Consider the following 13,634-nt stretch of genomic DNA (forward strand, 5'->3'; position numbering starts at 1 on the left):
GCCTCAAAACTGAGGCTTTCCATTCTCTGCACTCTATGCTCTATTCTTTAATAAACTTGCGGTTAAAAGTTCCGTTTTCAGTTTTGACTTTCAGCATGTAAACTCCATGGCTCAGGTTGCTGACGTTTATCTGTTTACGATCCATCAACGAACTGATTATTACTTTTTGTGCCAGTAAATCATAGATTTCATATCCGTTTACCATCATTTCATCCGGAAAATTCAGATACAGCATATCTTTTACGGGATTTGGATAGAAAGTAAACGCTTTGTTGTCAAATTCACTTGCGGCAAGGGTAACGTTTAATAATCGTGCGATATGATTCCGTACCACGCCATTATAGGAAGTGAAATCCCCGGCAATGACAATTTTACCGTCGGCTTGTTGTTCGATATTGGTAACCAAATCATTAGGACCTGTTCCGCCGCTGAAATCAGCATCAAGAGTTCCGTTCACGTTTAAACGGGCAATGTGGTTTTCCGTAAAACTGTCATAGGTTGTAAAATCACCGGTGATAATGATCTGATCATTTCCCTGTAAAGCAAACTGATAAATCAAACCGCCGCCTACTCCACCGCGATAGAAAGTATTATCAACGGTTCCGTCGCTGTTCAGGCGGATAAGCATTTCGTGTGGCGGAGGACTGAAATCCCAGTCGACACAAGTTTCAAAAATGATGATTTTCCCTGTCGATTGCGGCCAAAGTGTATAACTGAAAAAGCAGTTGTTAACTGTGGCAAAGGTGTTGTCCTGAGTCCAGTCTGAATTCAAGCGGGTGATTTCGTAAGTCATAAACAATCCTCCGGTGAGGTGTCCGAATTGAACAAGGGTTTTTCCGGTGGGCAGGAATCGCATATAATACACATTGTCAACGGTAAGTCCAAAACTGAATGAATTGTCTATGGTTCCGTCAGTGTTTAACCGTGCGATATGATTAATAGCGGTACCGTTGTATATGGTCATTCCGCCTCCGATGATGATTTTGCCGTCGGGTTGTAACAGTAAAACATTGATGGGATCGTTAGCTCCGGTTAGTGTTTTAAAAGTCCCGTCTAAAGAACCATCAGCATTTAATCTGAAAATAAGGCCATATTTGTTCCCTACTTGTGTAGAATTCCCCACAAGCAATATTTTTCCGTCAGGTTGTAAAGCGGCAAGATAAGGATGACTGTCAGTTACATTTGGCACATTGAAGCCGGCATCCAGTGAACCGTTCGGGTTTAATCGGATAACCTTTTTAGCTACTGAATTGATTTGCATATTCCCTGATACGAGAATTTTACCGTCCGGTTGCAGTAATACTCTGTCTACCACATCTGTTGCACTTAATCCTGCATCAAAACTCATATCCAAAGAACCATCCTGGGCTGAAATAATGGAAGAAAAAAGGCACGTCATTAGAAAGATAATTTTTCTCATAATGTCAATTTTTAAAATTAAACGATCAGAAAAAAAATCAATACCCTTAGAACTAACAAAGTTACAAAATATACAGCTATTTAACTGATTTAAAGTTTTATAACGACTATAATTTAAAGTTAAAATATAGTATGAAATTCAACTATAGCTAATTTATTTATTCGTTGCTATCCGCTTTCAGGTCGTAGTATTTTTGTAAATTAGTAGCTTAAAAATTACTAAAAAAAGCAACTTATGAAAAGAAGAGCAACCGCCGTTTGGAATGGCACTGGTAAAGAAGGTAAAGGACATTTGACTACTCAGAGCACTGTTTTGAATAAAACACAATATTCATTCAGTTCCCGCTTTGAAGAAGGTATTGGAACGAATCCCGAAGAATTGGTCGGTGCGGCACATTCGGGCTGTTTTACAATGAAGCTCGCTTTCAATTTGCAGGCTGCAGGTTTCACCCCTGATGAATTAAAAACGGATTGTGAAATCGTATTCGAAGACGGAAGTATTGTAGCGTCAAACCTTAACCTTACGGCTTCGGTTCCGGGAATTGATACTGCCAAATTTGAAGAATTGGTAAGAGATGCTGAAGCTAACTGCCCTATTTCGAAGTTGCTGAACACTAAAATCAATGTAACCTTCAGCTTGAATCAATAGTTGTTGATTATCCTATAAAAAAAGCCACGTTTATTGCGTGGCTTTTTGTATTTCAGTCCTTTGTTGCTTTTCTTTTACAGGAGCTGCACAAGGCGAGTTTAGCATTGTCAATAGTTGCCACGCTTTCTACGGCGTCGGTCATGACACATTTCTTATCCGGACAATGTGGTAATCCTAAGTTATGGCCGAATTCATGTACAGCAACCTTCCGTAACCGCATCGTAACCTTTTCCGGGTCTTTGTGTTTAATTCTGAAAGTGGAAACCACGCAGCTGTTTCCGGGACAATAACCCAAGCCCATTACGCCCCAATCCTGATATTTGTATGCAGGCAGTTTCATTTGTCTGCCATTCTTGTATTTTGTTGTTGAAATGTCTTTGGTGGTAAGTCCAATAATGAAATCAAGAGAATCCGGGATGTTCCTGTGTTGGAACAAGATGATGCTGTCAGCCCTGTATCGTGGTGATTTTACGTTTATAAAGGCTTTTTTGCTGATGAATTTATCGGTCAGCAATATGGTCTTTACTTCGTAAAAATCGGCAATGGTTTTGGCTACCAGTTTTGCTTTGTCCTTTGAAAAACCGTTATAACTTTGGATGCCTACAACGGTTTTGGTGCTTATTGGTTCCGAACAGGAAATCAGTAAAAATGAACAGAGTATCAGAAAGTAGCGCATCGGTTAAATTTTACTCTAAATAACGAAAAAACCATGAATAATTGTACCCATGGTTCTTGGTTGCGAAAAAAAAGTGTTCTGCTATTTTTCGACTATTGTTTTGACAATTGGAAAGTATTCTGATTGCTCATTACATTAATTGTCGGATCGAAGCTTCCACCTGCTTTTGCATATCCTGAAGCATCAGCTCTCAGGTATTTATCCCAAACGGATTTAATCGATACGAATGCCATGTAATTTGTCGAAGAATAGAAGATTGAATTTCCAGCAGTTGTATTACTCGGCGCGTAAACTTTCCATTTTTCCCAAGGACCGATTGCTGTTCTGTTCACATTAACATCATCATCCCAAGATTCTGCCACCATATATAAATTGTTCTGTAAACACTTGAAGGCTACTTCATCTCCAGTTTTCACTTCTGCAGTTGAACTCGGGTCGTTTGGATTTACGATTCTGAATTTAGCCCAAGGCAACCACACGTTGTTTAAACTGGGTACTGAGGTATTCCATGCTTTGTTGATAGTGGCATCTCCGTTGGATTCTGCAGTTAAAAATTTTAATGTCGGGATGTAAGCCATAGTTACCACATCACCGTAAGTCATGTAGCGGCTTCCGGTTCTGTCTTGTGTTGTGGTGGTTTTTTCGGTTTTGGTTACAGCATCGTCTTTTTCACAAGATGCAAAGAAAACCATAGTAACTGCAATCAGTAATTTTGAAAATTTTTTCATTGTTAGTTTGATTAAAAATTATGGAGCAAAACTATGTTCTGAAGAATTTAAACCACCAATAAAAAAGGTACTTTGTGACGAAGGCCATATGAAATAGTGACGAATCCTGTATTTGCTTACTTACATTTTTTTAGCTATTTGATTAATCCTTGTTTTTTTGGGACGAACAATTTTGATGTTTTTGAACAATGTTGGGTTTCTCTGCTGGTTTTAAAAAGAAAACGCCCCGATTATCGGAGCGTTTTAAATTATTGCTGTTTAGTTTCAATTAGCAGTTGATCTTTATGACCAGCTTCCGCTTCCGCCTCCTACACCTGTTACAGTAGAAACAGAACCACACTGGAATGTTCCAAGCACATTTCCGTTAGAATCAAAAAAGATGATGCTCAGGTACACCGGTGTGCTGGTAAATTGAAAACTTACAGTGTCTGAATACAAACGGTTCAGATCATCAGTATATACGTCTCCATATAAAGCTCCGCCGCCTGGTGTTGATATGCCACCTGCTTTTCCATTAAAAGTCTTACCGCCGTTTTTGATAATTACCTGAAATTGCAGATAGAATATCATGCTTACAGAACTACCATTTGCCGGATAGGCAGTGTTGGTTGACATAATTTTGTTTTTACCTGCCTCGATTAAAGAGTCATCTAATTTACCATGCAACGCACTTTGAAAATCATGTGCTACAATTTCTTTGCTTACCGATTGTTGAACTGGATTCTCAGTTCCATTTTGATTTTTCATAACTAATTGGTTGTTTAATTACCTACTCTATTTAAGCTTTTCGGTTACCGCTGTTAATTTGAACAGTGTAAAATTATCAAGTTCAACGAGCGTATTTATGAGTATAAATACCTGATTTTTAGTTGATTACAAATTAATTTATAAAAAGAAAGACCCTGATAATCAGAGTCTTTCGAAAATAAGAGTAGTGATTCAGGTAGTTTTACCTGTAGGTTTTGGATTACGTAAAATCGGTTATGAAATATTAGCGACTTAATACCCAATGAAGGATTTTGGCAATGTTTCGGGCATCGTCTACACCTCTGTGATGTGTTCCTTCAAGCGGAAGCTCTAATACATGTAAAGCGCCATTCATACCGGTGGGCTTTTGCAGGCCATAAACATCCGCAAAGGTTGTCTTTACGTTGATGTGCTCATCACCCATCGGATAAGGGATGCCGAATGATTTACATTGTCGCTTTAACATGTTCAGATCGTATTGACCGTAACTGGCCCAGGTATATTGATCAGGACTGTATTCATCAACTAATTTTTCAATGGCTTCTTCAAATAAGATACCTTCCTGCTCTAACAATTCTGAAGTAATCGTAGTGAGTTCTGTACAGAAAGGACTGACTTCCGATCGTTGCGGCCGGATAAGAATCCCCTGGTTTTTGGAAACCTCTCCCGTAGCGACATCTAAAACTGCTAAGCCGATTTCTATAATTTCGTTTTCCTGGCCCTTGGGGACTGTGCCCTGCCAACACGTGGCTTCCAGGTCTATAATGATAATTTTATCTGTAGTTTTCATCTTATATTTTTATTACTGAGGATTATCCTCCTATTTTACAAAAATTTCTTTTAATTGTGAAATGGCGTTTCCACTGCCGGAAATAGTGATTTCGCCGATGCGTTCTGCAATCTTCTCAACGTATTCCATTTCTTTTAATTTCCACAACATTTCGTTTTCTTCCATCAATTTGGCGGTATTTAACAAGCTTCTGGTGGCTGCGGTTTCTTCACGTCTCATAATGCTGTTGGCCTGTGCTTTTTTCTCGGCTACCAACACCTGATTCATGATTTCCTTCATATCACCCGGTAAAATAACATCACGGATACCAGCATCAGAAACTGAAACACCCAATGCTTCAATTTTCGTTTTGGTTTCTTCGATAATGATTTCAGCAATGCTGTCTTTCTTGCTTAACAATTCATCCAAAGTATAACCGCCAACGAAAGCTCTTAAAGCTAATTGCATCACAACATACAATTGCTTTTCACAGTCTTTGGTTGTCACAACTGCCTTAACAATATCCGTAATCTGATATTTTACAAAGAAGTTGATCCGCAAAGTCGCTTTGTCTTTTGTCAATAACTCCTGACCGGAAATTTCCATTTGCTGCTGACGGATATCCGTGGTTTTTACTTCAACCGGTGTGGCATTGTTCCAGAAGTAGTAAGTTCCGGCGGTCAATTCGGATACAAAAACACCATTTACATACAACAAGCCTTTTTCGAAGCTCATTACCTGAAATCTTCTTGTGAAAGGTCTGATTTTTACGTTTTCCAATAAGGTTAAAGAGATGTCTTCGGTAATTTCCGTTTTGGACAAGTCTACTTTAATGAATTCATTTTTAATATATCCTTTCCAGAAAGCAAATCTCCCGGTTGTCAACACTTCTTTGAAAATGCCGTTCACAAAATACAACGCCATTTCATTGTCGGCAATTTCGACAACTTCCAACATTGAAGCCAAATCCTTGTTTTCCAATAAGATATTCAATTCAATGGGCGCCACGAATGACTGCTTCATTTCGTAAACTTCAACTTGTTTATTGCCAAAAATCCAATGGTTACCTTCTTTTAAAACGGTAATCAATTTTCTGTTTTCAAATACCAATCCTGCTTGGTATGCTTTGATTGTAATTCTTTTAATCATGTTATATCGTTTAAATTGTTGATCTTTTTAAATAAGAAAACCTTCGTGACTTTATCCTCCGATAAGGACGGAAATGGGCCGGTTTGAAAAAGCATCCTAATGGTTTTGTGCTGTATCTGAACACTAATTATTTTATAATTCATCAAGCACCAAAGCAAAAGAACGGTTAAGCAAACGAAGCTGCTTTCAGGTCATATCCTGAGTGTCAATTGATTGAATAACAATCGTGACTGATAAAGACCAAAGGTTTTCTTTGACAGGCATTCTTTTTTAAGAGTGAATGCGGAACTCCTTCAAACAGATTTTGAGCCTGTTAAGTGACTACCATTGTCAACACAACCAAAATGTCGTGACAGGATTCGAACCTGCAATTGTCTATTGTTCTAACCAACTGAACTATCCCGATAAAATCGAGAGTGGGATTCGAACCCACGCCCCATAGCGTTGGAAGATTTTTTGGAAAACCTTCGAAACCTCCAAATCAAGTTGCACAGCAAAACGGAATACCTCCGGTACCACATGCTGCAATGGTGCTATACAGAAACACGCAACAGGACTTGTTTGATATTATAATTTCAATATTGAAAGAACTTGTTTTATTTCCTGAACAAAGATTCAAATGGTACTGCGTAATTATTTTGCGCAGTTGTTTATCCATTCCGTAACCGTACTCAAATAAGCTTCTCTTACGACATCAAACCTGGTGATATTCGGGATGTGGTTTACTTCAAGTAATCGCTTTTCGCCATTGTTTAAAATGATGTAGTCGTTCCCTATCATATCCATTTTCAGCTCCTTTTTAATATGAATGGTGTCCTGCAATAAATCATCATCAATCTCCATAAAACAAGCGCTGTCTGGGTGTATTGATTTTAACCAGTTGTCGCCTTCCAGTTTGATTTGCCAGTAATGTACCCCGATATTCATAATGCGAACGGATTCTCCTTCAAAGAAGGGTTCCAGGGTGCTGGCAAATTCACTGGTCCAATCACCGCTGATTCTTTCTTTGTTCTCACCGCAATGCCAGTTTCCCCATTTTGCAACCGTATCGGTATTCATGGTGATTTCGGTATTGGCGGAAACAAAACCTCTCGGATGTCCGAATTTTGTAAGCTCCAACGCTTTTATCAGACAAGGGATTTTCAAACGACAATCCAGCATTGCTCTCGGATTCGGGTAACAAGCCCCACCCCACAAGGTAAGCCCTGAAATAAAATCCAGATCATTATCAAAGATTCCGTAGTACACTACTTTATCTACCGGCAGCATTCCGATTCCATTTTCTTTTTCCATGAAAAGAACACCTTCTTTAACCAAAATTTTAGGTAATGCCTGATGCCAAAGGATATGACCATTGAAATTTGCTCTGATATGTTCGTATTCCGAATCTTCAATTCCAACTAATGCTATTCTGTTGTATTTCATACTGTTTCGGCTTTAAATCCCTATTCTTTCCTGATGTTCTCTGTCGCGGCGATCAATTTCACCAAAAGGACTGCCTTTGAAATAACCGATGTTTTTGAATCCGTTATCTTCCGTAATCAGCGATTCTTTTTTGGTGACGGCTCCTGTATATTTTGAGCCATAGCTACCCGTGATTTTTTTAGTGGCCGGGTCTACGTCGCCCCACTCGGGAGTTTTACCATTGTAAATCGGCTCCACGAAATAGATGATGCCTGTTTTGCGGGATTTCATTAAGAATCTTCCGGTCTCATCTGTGTTGGTTAAAAACCTTTTTAAAATGTCTGGTCTCATAACATTCATTTTTAAATTAAACTTCATTTTTAAGTGGAACCGATTCGAATCGAACGAATACCTTTTGATATTAGCTCATTTTGCTTATTTTTTTAGGATTCGCTGAATGAATAAATTCATTTCAGACAGGCGTGCACACCTTGTAAACCACGGTTCCATTTGTCTGGGAAGCAGGGCTCGAACCTGCAACCTCCTGCATCCAAAGCAGGTAAACAACCAATCGTTATCTTCCCAGTAGTAGGGTGTTTTCGGGGCTCGAACCCTGTTCTCCGGATCCACAATCCGGGGTTTTACCAGTTAAACTAAAAACACCATTTGGCGGCTCATACGAGATTGTTCACGGTTTTCCATTTAGCTATTAGGAGTTCACGAATGCTGAAGCATTTCGAACTCGTAGCTCCCGAGAGACAGTCGGGAAGGTTGACCATTACCACAATGAGCCGGTTCCTTTCTACAGAACTTGTGTGATCCCGACAGGGGTTGAACCTGTAACCTTCTGCTTCGTAGGCAGACGCTCTATCAGGTTGAGCTACGGAACCAGTACTTTTTGGGCATAAAAAAAGCACCTTGTGGAAGGTGCTTATACTGATACATACGGATACGGATATCCTATGTGTGTCGGTGCACCTTTCTTATATTCCCTTTCGGGTCGCGGCTAAAATCTATATGTAATGAAGCTAGGTTCATGGTATTGCTGTTATGTAATGTTATTGTTTTCATGTTTTGTTCTTTTGAAGTCCGAACGTTAAATCGTTGTCGGATTTCTGCTGCAAAGATAAAGTCAAATAAAATTAACTTCCAAATATTTTTTAATTTAAAATATTGATTTTCAAATAGTTAAACAGTGTTATTTAAATAATAGAATCCCTGTCCGCGAACTGTTGCAGATTCCTGTTTGTAGCAAATGCCTGTCTCTCATTTGGTTACTTATCGACACTTATAAATCACTATTTGTTTTACTCATTAAACATGGCTGATTATTTTTTTATATTTTTTTAAAAAATTTATTTTCATTGCATTCTTTTTCAGTTTTTACCATAAAAAAAGCGCCCTTTTTTATGAGGACGCTTTTACTTTTTATAGAATTCTAAACTAATTTACATCAATTTATCCAACACTTTAAAAGATACAAACGCCCGTTGCTTCGCCGGAAATACATTCCCTGAGCGAAAATCTGCCACTATTGATAGGCTTGCGTTATGTAAGTTTTGTGTTTTCATTACGGGAACAAATGTAGTATAATTTTTTAATTTTTGAGTTTTTGAAATAATTTACTGCTGATTACAGCGGTTTACAATTACGGTTTCTGTTTAGATTGCTTTTCAATGGCTTCTGCTTTTGATTGATATTCATCGGCTTTTGGTTTATCGCCTGACAAATTATATACCTCGCTTATGCTTTTGTAATATCGTATCAGATCTTTATGGCCCTGACCCAGTAGTTCAAGTTTAATTGTCAATGCTTTTTCGTAATAGTTTAGGGCTTTTTTATATTGCTTTTGCTCTTTATAGGCATTTCCTAAGTTGGTATAGGATTGAACTACTTCATTGCTTTTGCTGCCAAAAACTTTCTCCCTGATTTTTTTAGCCTTAAGATGCGCTTTGACAGCATTATCGTAGTCTTTCTGGCGGAAGTAAACATTACCGATGTTTCCATAACTTGTGGCAACATCCGCATTGTATTCTCCAAGTTTTGCTAAACGGATAACTAAGGCTTTATTGTGGTACAACAAAGACTTTTCAAACTGCTCTTCAGCACTATAACTAACGCCTAAGGTAATATAGGTAGTAGCGATGGCTAGACTGTCGGTGTCTTTTGCAGAACGTCCGGTTGCCAATGCTTTTTCCAGATAGGTTTTTGCTTCACCGTATTTGTCCTTTCGGTTTAAAATCGTTCCAATCTGATTGTAAACGTTGATAGTTTTGTTGGTATTTCCGCTCTTGTTGAAGGCTGTAGCTGCTTTTTCGTAATAAACCAAGGCACTGTCCGGAATGGATTTACTTTTAAAATCATCTGCCATTTTGTAAAAGGTTTCCGCCTGAACATTATCCTGTGCATTTGCATTACTAATTGTAAAGCCTGCAAAAATTGCAATAAAAAGAAAAGTTTTAGCGGTTTCCATATCCGGGTTTGATTTATCTAGTACGTTAAATTTATGGAAAAAGTGATTTCAATTGGTGCAGTATAACTTCATTTTAACAAAGCAGGTGTTTTAGATTTTGCAATAGTTGGGTTTTTATTTGTAAAGTGTTTTGCATGAGGTAACCATGGAGTAAGCATGGCTCTACCATGAAGTATCCATGGCTTTACCATGGCTTTACCATGGCTTTACCATGGCTTTACCATGGAGTATGCGTAAAGGATCTTCGTAGTTGGAACAAGGAAAACAGCACTGAAATGTTGTTCAAACTATAGTGATTTTTATGCTATTTCTGTTATATGGCTGTTTTCGGCATAAATTTTGAAAGAAAAAACCTATATCAGTAATCAAAACAATTATGGCTAAAGCAACAGGTTTCATTAAAATTGAAGGTTCACTAGAGGGTTTGACGTTTTATAAAAAAGACGGGGTGTATTATGTTCGTAAGAAAGGCGGTATTTCAAAAGAGCGCATCCATAAAGAACCCAATTTTGAGCGTACAAGGGAAAATAACAGTGAATTTGGCCACTGTGGCACCTGTGGAAAGGTATTGCGCACTGCTTTGGCACCAATGGTCATTAAGGCTAAAGATACCCAATTGCAAAGCAGATTGTTGAGTGTGCTGTTGCGGATTAAGAACATGGATACAGTATCGCCCCGTGGACAGCGCACCGTAGCGCGAGGAATGGCTACAGCGGAAGGAAAATCAGCTTTGAAGGGTTTCAATTTTAACGCGAATGCTTTGCTGAGCAATGTCTTGCACGCTGACTACAATTTAAATGTTGAAACGGGGACACTTTCAATAACAGCCTTACGCCCTGCCGAACAAATAAACTATCCAGCCGGAGCAACCCATGTGAGTTTTCAGAGTGCGGTTTGTGCCTTGGATTTTGAAACCCTCGTATCGGAAGTAGCATATAGCACCGCAAAAAATGTCCCGTTAAACCTCACTCCTATTGCTATTGTACTTACTCCGACCAGTATGCCATCCGGAACCGGACAACTGTTTTTTGTGCTGATGCTTTCGTTTTATCAGGAAGTTAACGGTGTGCAATATGCTTTGAAGGATGATAAGTTTAATGTGTTGGGGATTGTGGAGGTGGTTTAGTGCAGTGGGCAGTCTCAGTCGCAGTGTTCAGTCACAGTCACAGTATTCAGTGGTGGGATTTTATTACAGATGTTTGCAAATATGCCGAAAAGTTTAAAGAAAAAAGAAAAATGTGAACAAAGACTTTAAAGCCCAATCATCCTATTAACCACCGGCTTTGTCTTTTTATAAAACTGTGTTATGCGATGGTTTAATTCAATTTTTTTTAAATCTTATTGTTTGTGGTAACTCAGTACAAATTGTTTTATCAACTAATTTTGAACGCATCATTTTCTTTTGATTAAAATGACGAGAAATATTATGTGTTAATTCAGTGTAATTATCTTTAACGTTATTTTTATGATAGAAGATTTTTATTGATCTACAATTATGATTTTCAAATATAGTATTTAATAATGTTCTGTCCGATATGCCACAAGAATGACCAAATATTAAAACTTGAAATTTTTCTGTCTCAATCCAATTCAAAAGAGTTCTATAATTTGAATTATGCATATATTGAAATGACTTTATGTTTTTAAGGTAATGATTATCTCCAGTCTGTTCAATTATTTTATAGTCATCATCCATTTCATCTCCAAAACCAAAGTTTATCGGATTATTTATAGAATTTATTTCTCCATGAATTTTAATAATTGATGCTTTGCCATATTCAGATTCAGATCTTGAATTGATTTGCTCAACATAGTTTGTAGCAGTTGGAGTATAATTAAAGTCAAGAAATAAACTGTGTGGTCTTGGGTTTGTTACTAAGATTAATTTTTTATCAAAAGAGATTAAATCTCTGTGATCTTCGGGGGGAAATTCTAGGAAGATACTATCTGTAGAATTTGAATTTAAATTTTTATGTTTTACGCGGAAAAGCTCTATAATTTTATTATTATCAGTTGGCTCAGTTTTAAAATCAAATTTGTCAATTATTTCATTTTTTAAATATTCTTGGAGTAAAAGCTTAATTTCCTCAAATTCATTATTTAAGTGAATAATATCCTTTTGATAATGATGAAATTTGTTATTGACTAAGCTTTTCAGAATTTCATAATATTTGTTTTCTATATCAACCCAATTATTTATTGATTGCTGTGAAATTATTCTAAAAAATTCATTCTTAAAAGAAAATACTGGTGTATTATTACGATGTCTGACCTTTAACGTTTCAGTATCTATAAGCAGACCATGCTCTTTACAATAATGATTTAAGCATTCAACAAAATCAGAGTAACCATTTACACTTTTTCCGCCATATCCATAATAACCACTATAACCTGGATTTAACTCTAAAACATTTTTCACATGATCTTTTTCTCTATCTCTTTCAAAATTTCTCCAAAAGTCATCTATAAAATGTTTATATGAAGTTGGAAAATTATGTGCTAAATCGAAACCATTGCCAACTATGATTAGTTTATTCATTCCTTAAAAGTTAATGTTTTCATAAGCTTTCACATAACGTCCCGCCGGCCTTATAGAGTGGCGGAAATTTTGTTGCTGATTTTCAAATATAGCGAAAAGTTTGATTGATTCTCGCTCGTTCTATTATGAACCGGCGCTAGCCATTTTATAAAACCGTGGTTAGCAGCAGTACTATTTATTTTCTTTGTCTGCCCAAATCATATCAGGAAAATGTTCAGTTATCCAATCTTGTGCCTCTATTTTAAACATTCCGTAGAAACTGTCAAATTCTATTATAATAAAGCTTGGTTTATATTTAAATTTTAGATTTAATTTTTCATATATTTCTTTTGGGCTTGTATTTTCTCCAATTATAAGAATCATGTTTGTCTTTGCTTTTTTTGAGACGTAGTTGTTACTAATAACCTCCGTGAAGTTTTCTAATTCAGAACTAACGTTGATCGGATCATATATAATTGCATATTTCTTTTTCATATTGATAGATGTTTTTTAATTTTTTCATCAAGACGACTAAGTGAAGATTTTGATTTTTTTTTCATTAAATAAGAAAATATATAACCAATTAGACAGCCTACTGAAATTGCAGAATAAATAATTAAAGTAATAACTTGAGAAATATTAATTACATCTTGTTTTATATTATTAGTAATTACCTCCTTGTATAATGACCCAGTAAAATAGATAACGAAACCTGAGATTAAAGTTGTAATTAAAGTTGATAATAGAAATGATTCTGAATTTGTAAATTTATCTAATGTTAAACTCTCTCTTAATAATAAAAATTCATCCGCAGTTAGCGGATAAGTCATTTCGTCTTCTAATGGAGAGCTTTGCCTTGTACCTCCTAATTTTTGATGTTCCATATTTAAAGATTATTTTTTTTTTAAGTTTTTCGATGTATTGCTGCTAACTTGTAAATATATATGCAAAAGTAATTTCAAATTATCTAATATCTTGTAATCCGACAAACCTATAAATAAAAATTTACCTACACAATCATCATATTTGTTGATTTTTCAAAAAAATATTGGTGGCATAAAAAGAAGAGATTGCCGCGCTTCACTCCGTTCCGCTCGCAATG

The 13,634-nt window shown here is 36.7% G+C and carries 14 protein-coding genes and 3 tRNA genes; 2 read left to right on the forward strand and 15 right to left on the reverse strand.

Annotated elements, in window-relative coordinates:
* Nucleotides 1-40: 40 nt before the first annotated feature.
* Nucleotides 41-1,420 (reverse strand): T9SS type A sorting domain-containing protein, encoded by a 1,380-nt coding sequence (locus ACWPKD_RS02575; RefSeq protein WP_455411114.1) that lies wholly within the window; start codon nucleotides 1,418-1,420, stop codon nucleotides 41-43.
* 234 nt (nucleotides 1,421-1,654) lie between these two features.
* Between ACWPKD_RS02575 and ACWPKD_RS02580 the strand changes: the two genes are divergently transcribed.
* Nucleotides 1,655-2,068, forward strand: a complete 414-nt coding sequence (locus tag ACWPKD_RS02580; protein ID WP_455411115.1) for an OsmC family protein — start codon at nucleotides 1,655-1,657, stop codon at nucleotides 2,066-2,068.
* 52 nt (nucleotides 2,069-2,120) lie between these two features.
* Here ACWPKD_RS02580 and ACWPKD_RS02585 read toward each other — a convergent pair whose 3' ends face one another.
* The 11 genes from ACWPKD_RS02585 to ACWPKD_RS02635 all read right to left on the reverse strand — a co-directional run bounded on the left by ACWPKD_RS02585 (nucleotide 2,121) and on the right by ACWPKD_RS02635 (nucleotide 10,014).
* Nucleotides 2,121-2,744, reverse strand: coding sequence for a matrixin family metalloprotease (locus tag ACWPKD_RS02585; protein WP_455411116.1), 624 nt, complete (start codon nucleotides 2,742-2,744; stop codon nucleotides 2,121-2,123).
* A gap of 92 nt (nucleotides 2,745-2,836) precedes the next feature.
* The gene (locus tag ACWPKD_RS02590) at nucleotides 2,837-3,472 is read right to left on the reverse strand and encodes a fascin domain-containing protein (protein ID WP_455411117.1); all 636 of its coding nucleotides are present in this window, start codon (nucleotides 3,470-3,472) and stop codon (nucleotides 2,837-2,839) included.
* 282 nt (nucleotides 3,473-3,754) lie between these two features.
* Nucleotides 3,755-4,219: a VapA/VapB family virulence-associated protein gene (locus tag ACWPKD_RS02595; RefSeq protein WP_455411118.1), complete on the reverse strand. Its 465-nt coding sequence runs from the start codon at nucleotides 4,217-4,219 to the stop codon at nucleotides 3,755-3,757.
* 244 nt (nucleotides 4,220-4,463) lie between these two features.
* Nucleotides 4,464-5,009: an exonuclease domain-containing protein gene (locus ACWPKD_RS02600; RefSeq protein WP_455411119.1), complete on the reverse strand. Its 546-nt coding sequence runs from the start codon at nucleotides 5,007-5,009 to the stop codon at nucleotides 4,464-4,466.
* A 30-nt stretch (nucleotides 5,010-5,039) separates the two neighbouring features.
* Nucleotides 5,040-6,137 carry a slipin family protein gene (locus ACWPKD_RS02605; RefSeq protein WP_455411120.1) on the reverse strand — a complete coding sequence of 366 codons (1,098 nt, stop codon included), beginning with the start codon at nucleotides 6,135-6,137 and terminating at the stop codon, nucleotides 5,040-5,042.
* A 633-nt stretch (nucleotides 6,138-6,770) separates the two neighbouring features.
* Nucleotides 6,771-7,562, reverse strand: a complete 792-nt coding sequence (locus tag ACWPKD_RS02610; protein ID WP_455411121.1) for a hypothetical protein — start codon at nucleotides 7,560-7,562, stop codon at nucleotides 6,771-6,773.
* Nucleotides 7,563-7,574: 12 nt separating this feature from the next.
* Nucleotides 7,575-7,892 carry a hypothetical protein gene (locus ACWPKD_RS02615; protein WP_455411122.1) on the reverse strand — a complete coding sequence of 106 codons (318 nt, stop codon included), beginning with the start codon at nucleotides 7,890-7,892 and terminating at the stop codon, nucleotides 7,575-7,577.
* A 162-nt stretch (nucleotides 7,893-8,054) separates the two neighbouring features.
* Nucleotides 8,055-8,127, reverse strand: a tRNA-Pro gene (locus ACWPKD_RS02620).
* A gap of 6 nt (nucleotides 8,128-8,133) precedes the next feature.
* A tRNA-His gene (locus tag ACWPKD_RS02625) sits at nucleotides 8,134-8,204 on the reverse strand.
* 153 nt (nucleotides 8,205-8,357) lie between these two features.
* Nucleotides 8,358-8,431: transfer RNA gene (locus ACWPKD_RS02630), tRNA-Arg, on the reverse strand.
* Between the two features lie 758 nt (nucleotides 8,432-9,189).
* The gene (locus ACWPKD_RS02635; protein WP_455411123.1) at nucleotides 9,190-10,014 is read right to left on the reverse strand and encodes a tetratricopeptide repeat protein; all 825 of its coding nucleotides are present in this window, start codon (nucleotides 10,012-10,014) and stop codon (nucleotides 9,190-9,192) included.
* 376 nt (nucleotides 10,015-10,390) lie between these two features.
* On the opposite strand from ACWPKD_RS02635, the gene ACWPKD_RS02640 reads away from it, so the two are divergent.
* Nucleotides 10,391-11,140, forward strand: a complete 750-nt coding sequence (locus ACWPKD_RS02640; RefSeq protein WP_455411124.1) for a hypothetical protein — start codon at nucleotides 10,391-10,393, stop codon at nucleotides 11,138-11,140.
* A gap of 195 nt (nucleotides 11,141-11,335) precedes the next feature.
* Here the strand turns inward: ACWPKD_RS02640 and ACWPKD_RS02645 are convergent, their stop codons facing one another.
* The 3 genes from ACWPKD_RS02645 to ACWPKD_RS02655 all read right to left on the reverse strand — a co-directional run bounded on the left by ACWPKD_RS02645 (nucleotide 11,336) and on the right by ACWPKD_RS02655 (nucleotide 13,416).
* On the reverse strand, nucleotides 11,336-12,553 hold the full coding sequence (locus ACWPKD_RS02645) for an AbiH family protein (RefSeq protein WP_455411125.1): 1,218 nt from the start codon (nucleotides 12,551-12,553) through the stop codon (nucleotides 11,336-11,338).
* A 171-nt stretch (nucleotides 12,554-12,724) separates the two neighbouring features.
* Complete coding sequence (locus tag ACWPKD_RS02650) at nucleotides 12,725-13,027, reverse strand: hypothetical protein (RefSeq protein ID WP_455411126.1); 303 nt, start codon at nucleotides 13,025-13,027, stop codon at nucleotides 12,725-12,727.
* Nucleotides 13,024-13,416 carry a hypothetical protein gene (locus ACWPKD_RS02655; protein ID WP_455411127.1) on the reverse strand — a complete coding sequence of 131 codons (393 nt, stop codon included), beginning with the start codon at nucleotides 13,414-13,416 and terminating at the stop codon, nucleotides 13,024-13,026. The genes ACWPKD_RS02650 and ACWPKD_RS02655 overlap by 4 nt, the downstream gene beginning before the upstream one ends.
* Nucleotides 13,417-13,634 lie beyond the last annotated feature (218 nt).

It is taken from the genome of Flavobacterium pedocola, assembly GCF_053764385.1.

Coding starts and splice junctions, on each gene's coding strand:
- ACWPKD_RS02575 (WP_455411114.1), bottom strand. CDS start 1,420: ATGAGAAAAATTATCTTTCTAATGACGTGCCTTTTTTCTTCCATTATT.
- ACWPKD_RS02580 (WP_455411115.1), top strand. CDS start 1,655: ATGAAAAGAAGAGCAACCGCCGTTTGGAATGGCACTGGTAAAGAAGGT.
- ACWPKD_RS02585 (WP_455411116.1), bottom strand. CDS start 2,744: ATGCGCTACTTTCTGATACTCTGTTCATTTTTACTGATTTCCTGTTCG.
- ACWPKD_RS02590 (WP_455411117.1), bottom strand. CDS start 3,472: ATGAAAAAATTTTCAAAATTACTGATTGCAGTTACTATGGTTTTCTTT.
- ACWPKD_RS02595 (WP_455411118.1), bottom strand. CDS start 4,219: ATGAAAAATCAAAATGGAACTGAGAATCCAGTTCAACAATCGGTAAGC.
- ACWPKD_RS02600 (WP_455411119.1), bottom strand. CDS start 5,009: ATGAAAACTACAGATAAAATTATCATTATAGACCTGGAAGCCACGTGT.
- ACWPKD_RS02605 (WP_455411120.1), bottom strand. CDS start 6,137: ATGATTAAAAGAATTACAATCAAAGCATACCAAGCAGGATTGGTATTT.
- ACWPKD_RS02610 (WP_455411121.1), bottom strand. CDS start 7,562: ATGAAATACAACAGAATAGCATTAGTTGGAATTGAAGATTCGGAATAC.
- ACWPKD_RS02615 (WP_455411122.1), bottom strand. CDS start 7,892: ATGAGACCAGACATTTTAAAAAGGTTTTTAACCAACACAGATGAGACC.
- ACWPKD_RS02635 (WP_455411123.1), bottom strand. CDS start 10,014: ATGGAAACCGCTAAAACTTTTCTTTTTATTGCAATTTTTGCAGGCTTT.
- ACWPKD_RS02640 (WP_455411124.1), top strand. CDS start 10,391: ATGGCTAAAGCAACAGGTTTCATTAAAATTGAAGGTTCACTAGAGGGT.
- ACWPKD_RS02645 (WP_455411125.1), bottom strand. CDS start 12,553: ATGAATAAACTAATCATAGTTGGCAATGGTTTCGATTTAGCACATAAT.
- ACWPKD_RS02650 (WP_455411126.1), bottom strand. CDS start 13,027: ATGAAAAAGAAATATGCAATTATATATGATCCGATCAACGTTAGTTCT.
- ACWPKD_RS02655 (WP_455411127.1), bottom strand. CDS start 13,416: ATGGAACATCAAAAATTAGGAGGTACAAGGCAAAGCTCTCCATTAGAA.